This window comes from Streptomyces sudanensis (genome assembly GCF_023614315.1).
GTDB classification, from domain to species: Bacteria; Actinomycetota; Actinomycetes; order Streptomycetales; family Streptomycetaceae; genus Streptomyces; species Streptomyces sudanensis.
Map to the genome: position 1 here is coordinate 860000 of NZ_CP095474.1, position 4362 is coordinate 864361.

The 4362-nt window shown below is 70.4% G+C and carries 5 protein-coding genes; 1 reads left to right on the plus strand and 4 read right to left on the minus strand.

The window, feature by feature from the left end:
- Window positions 1–210: 210 nt before the first annotated feature.
- Genes MW084_RS03830 through MW084_RS03845 form a run of 4 tightly spaced genes read right to left on the minus strand, consistent with a single transcriptional unit; the run spans window position 211 to window position 2328 of the window.
- Entirely contained in the window at window positions 211–843 is a 633-nt protein-coding gene (locus MW084_RS03830; protein ID WP_010469849.1) for an OmpA family protein, read from the minus strand.
- Window positions 843–1445, minus strand: coding sequence for a hypothetical protein (locus MW084_RS03835; RefSeq protein ID WP_039829038.1), 603 nt, complete (start codon window positions 1443–1445; stop codon window positions 843–845). Before MW084_RS03835 ends, MW084_RS03830 begins: the two co-directional genes overlap by 1 nt.
- A gap of 29 nt (window positions 1446–1474) precedes the next feature.
- Window positions 1475–2098: a pilus assembly protein TadG-related protein gene (locus MW084_RS03840; RefSeq protein WP_275563793.1), complete on the minus strand. Its 624-nt coding sequence runs from the start codon at window positions 2096–2098 to the stop codon at window positions 1475–1477.
- Window positions 2095–2328 carry a hypothetical protein gene (locus MW084_RS03845; RefSeq protein WP_010469855.1) on the minus strand — a complete coding sequence of 78 codons (234 nt, stop codon included), beginning with the start codon at window positions 2326–2328 and terminating at the stop codon, window positions 2095–2097. The genes MW084_RS03840 and MW084_RS03845 overlap by 4 nt, the downstream gene beginning before the upstream one ends.
- A 789-nt stretch (window positions 2329–3117) precedes the next feature.
- On the opposite strand from MW084_RS03845, the gene MW084_RS03850 reads away from it, so the two are divergent.
- Window positions 3118–4131: a hypothetical protein gene (locus MW084_RS03850; protein WP_010469857.1), complete on the plus strand. Its 1014-nt coding sequence runs from the start codon at window positions 3118–3120 to the stop codon at window positions 4129–4131.
- Window positions 4132–4362: the final 231 nt, after the last annotated feature.

Sequence of the window (4362 nt, forward strand, 5' to 3'; positions counted from 1 at the left end):
GAGCGGGGGTTGAGGTCCGGTTGAGGCCGGAGGCGGGGCCGGAGCTGAGGCCGGAGGCGGGGAAGAGGTGTATGAGAGACGGGGGTTCGGAAGGCCGAGGGCGGGGCCGGGGTTGAGTCCGGACTGGAGCCGGGTCCGGGGGCTGCCGGCGGCCCGGGCGCCCCGGGCCGCCGGCCGTTCCCCACCGATTGCCGGCCGTCGGGCCGCGGTCTAGCCGCCGGTCGGGAAGGAGACCTCCACCCGGCGGTTCTTGCGGCGGCCCTCCTCCGTGCTGTTGTCCGCGATCGGGTACTGCTCGCCGTAGCCGCGGATCTCGTACGCGATGTTCCGCTCCGCCAGCAGCGGTGACAGCACACCGTGGACGGCGTCGGCACGCTGCTTGGACAGGAGGTCACCGTGGGCCTCGGAGCCGAGGTCGTCGGTGAAGCCGAAGACACGGATCTTCGTTGCGTTCCGCTTCTTGACCTCCTCGGCGATCGCCGCGATGCGCGAGTTCGCCTCGGGTGTCAGCTTGGCACTGTCCTTGCCGAACAGGACCTCCGCCTGGAGCGCGAACTTCAGGTGAGTGCTGGTCTCCTCGCGACGCTCCTCACCGCCCTCGGACTCCACGATGGAGACGATCGGCAGCACCTTCGCGGCCGCCAGGGTGGCCCCCTCGCGCATCTTCAGCCCGGGCGCGGTCGGGTCGACCTCCGGCACCGGTGCGGACGCCTCGGTACCGGGGGGCACGACCCCCGGTGTCTCGTCGGCGTGCGCGGTGGAAGGCACGGCGAGGTGCACGCCGGTGAGGAGGACGAGGGCGCCGAGAACGCTGGTCAGGGGACGGCGGATGGGGGCGCGCATCATGAGATCTCGATGGTCGCGGGAGGCATGAGCGGGAACTGGATGTCGACCTGTGTGACAGCAGCCGGAGGTGCTGGAAACTGAGCGAAAATCGATACCGCTTGATCCGCCTGCATGGAGTTGATGCCCGTGGTTGTCAGAGGGTAGCCCTCAGTATCCCTCAGGACGTAATAGCGTTTCTTCTCCGTCTTGTCGACAAGAGTCACTCCTGCCAGTGAGGGACCCGTTTTCTGGACCTGGATCTCCTGACCGCTCCATTGAGGCGGAGTGATAACCAACTTGGACGTGGTATTTTTCAGCGTCCCATTCACGGTGAGGAATCCACCCTCTTCACGGGTCGCGCTATGAATCACGATCTGAAGGCCATTACTCCCATCGATCGTCGCCAGCGTTGTTCTCGTATCAGGGCCGGTCGTATTGCTCTCTTGTGGGGGTGCGTCCTGACGAGCGGGAGTTGAACTGGTTTCCCCCGCCTTACCTGAGCGATTACTCTCAGCGCCTTCACTACCGCCGCTACCGCAGGCCGTAACCAGAGCTGCCAGCGCAGTGATCGTGGCGGCGACCTGAACCGTGCGGGCAGTCACCCCGTACTGCGTACTCATGCGTCTCATTCCTGTGCGTTCCTTCGCGGTCAGTCCTCAGTCAGCCGCACTTCAAAAAGGTCGGACATGTCCGGGAGGTCATCGGGATCCAGGTCCATCTCCGTACCCTCACAGTCCAAGGATCCGAGAGGTGGCGCCTCCTCGTCGATCCCGGTGTCAGCGGCCTCGTCGTCAACAACTCCACCATCAGCGGCTTCGAAAGCGCATCGGGCCACAACGACGGCAGTAGCGGTGGCACTGGCATGCTGCCCTTCGGTACCGGGCAAAATGGTGTCCCCCACCGGCTTCGCCGACTGGACCCTCACCTGAAAGCCCCATCGACCATCGCCCAATGCTGCACAACCGGTGACCCTGGCGCCGTTACGGGAGGCATACGTCTGACTCGCCCCGCAGCCGTTCTCACCCACCAATTCGCCACCCAACAGTTCGGCCCAGCCCGGGCCGTCCAAAGCTCCGAGATCGAACTGATCCCTGGACTCCTTGGCTGCCGCCAACGCAGCGGCATCCGCTGCGGACTGCGCACTGTTGCGCGTAGCGCCGGCTTGACCGACCGCGAAGAACGCGAGCGCGAGAAAGAGCAGACTCACCACCATGAAGATGTACAGCGGCGAAGCCTGCCCCGAGTCCCGCTCGTGCCTCGTCGTTCCCGTCAGCCGCCGACGATTGCGCTGACGCGGGCCACAAGGCTCGCTGCGATGGTTGCGCCTACGCCTGAGCCGACCACAGCCGCGATGATCACTCCCACCAGGATGATGATCCCCACGTACTCCACCGCCCCCTGTCCCCGGTCCCCCCGGTGCTTCAGGGCGGTTGCCGTGGTGCGGGTCCAGGTGCCCACGTACACCTTGGCCTGAGTCAGGGCCTTCAGTGCGATGTTCGACATGGCGGTCCCCTCCGGGATCGGGATGGTGCGGGTTTTCGGTGCCGTGTGCGCGTGGTGCGGTGCGTGCCCCGGGGGTCACGTCGGCGGGAGCGTGGCCGTGTACGGGGCGTGCCCCCTCCATCATGCGCCCCGGAGGCCGTTCATGGGTACGAATCGGCGATCGGGGCCGGAAAATCCGGTCGGTCATGGTCTGTGGCGCCCCCCGTCGTCTCGCGTCGACTCGACAACGAATGTCCCACATCTGCTTGCGGAAGCGAAGCCCCTTCGCCGCATTCAGCCGAGTCGGCCGTTCATGGGACGGCGGGTGGGCGCACGGGTTCTGACGGTGTCGCAGAGGCGGTTCGGTCCTGGTCGTATGCGGTTGCAGACGGTCGGTGACGGCCCGTGCGGGGGGTCGCGGTCTCCCTGGCCCGGGTGCCGGATCGTGATCGGTTCGTTGGTTTTCTTCCCCCCCGGGGGTCGGTGCCGGCCGCGCGGCTCGGGCCCGACCGCCGTGTGCCGAGCGGTGGTTACCGGAGCCGTACCGGCCGCCGGAAGGGACGTGCCGCATCGCGGGTGGCCGCGGTGGGGCCGGGAGCCGGGCAGGGCGATCGGGGCCTCGGCGGGCACGGGACGGCAGACTCCGCCGAAGACCGGCGGGTCTGACGGGCGGCCACCGGGCCTGACGGATTGTCACCTCCCCGGCACGGGTGGGGCGGGTGGCGGGCGCGTCCTGTGGCGGTGGCTCGGGCGGGATCGGTCGGGTCGGCGTTGGTACCCTTCCCCCGTTTGTGCGCCTGGGGGGGTCGGATGGTCTCACGATCGGAGCGGCAGCACCGGCCGGTCGCGGTGTTCGCCTTGCTGGTACTGGCCATGGCGGGGGCGTGCCTGGCGTTCCTGGCCCTCTGGGTCGCCGAGGGCCTGGCGCCCGTGACGGAGTCGGGCGGGGTCGTCGGCCATGTCTCCGCCGGGGAGGGGGACCGGGGCCCGTCCGACGGGTACGACGAGTTCGAGGTCGAGGTGCGTACCGGCGACGGTGCCGTCCACCTCGGTGAACACGGACCGCTCCTGGTGCCGCTGCAGTTGGGGGACCCGGTCGTGATGGCCCGTTCCGCGCCCACCGGCCGCGTCGTCTCCGTCCGGGGGCCCGATGGCGAGGTGGACCTGCACGCGCATGCCGGAATGATCGTGCTGGTGGGCGTGGCGGCGGCCGGTACGGCGGGGGCGGTGTGGCAGCGCCGGCGGCTGGTCGAGGCCGTGGGCTGGGGCCTGCCTTCCGCCGGGGTGTCCGCGCCGGTGCTCGGGGCGGCCGTGACCGTGCTCGGGGCGGTGGCGGCGCTCGCCGCGCTCGTGGTGCCGGAGACGCCGGAGGGCGATCGGTGGACCGTGGACGGCATGGGCATCTACAAGTCCCCCAAGTACTTCCCCGAGACGGTGGTTCCCCGCGGCCGGGACGTGGACCTGCAGGAGATCGTGCTGAGGGTGCGCGGCCCGCTGGTCGAGGGGGCGCCCCCGGGGTCGCCGGAGCGCCTGCGCGGCCTGCGGGTGCTGGTGGTCCCCATGGCCGCGCGGATCGTGTCCGCCGATCCGGGCAGGTACGTGCGGTTGGAGCTGATCGGCCGGGGTGAGGGCAGGCCGCGGCTGCTGCGCGCGGCCGACTGCGGAACCGCCCCCGGCGCCTTCGACGGGATCGTCGCGGACGGCGCCTCCGAGGGCGGTCCCTCCGAGGGCGGTTTCTCCGAAAGGCGCGTGTGCTTCGCGGTGCCCCCGGACTTCGTTCCGGAGTACCTCGTGCTCGACGAGAAGACGGCCGTCCGCGTGTGAGGCGGTCCGGTGAGGCGCGCGGGCGGGGCCGGGGCAACGGCCAGGGCGGTGCCGTGCCCGCCGCTCCCCGTGCCCGCCGCTCCCCGCCGCGGTGCGAACCGGGGCGGCTCCCGGGCCCGCTGCGNCCCCCCGCCCCGGCCGNACGGNCCGCAGCGGGGCCGNGCGCGCCGCCGGGTTCCTCGCGCCCCGCACGGCCCGTACGGGCCGTCGCGCCCGTCCCGGGCGCGACGG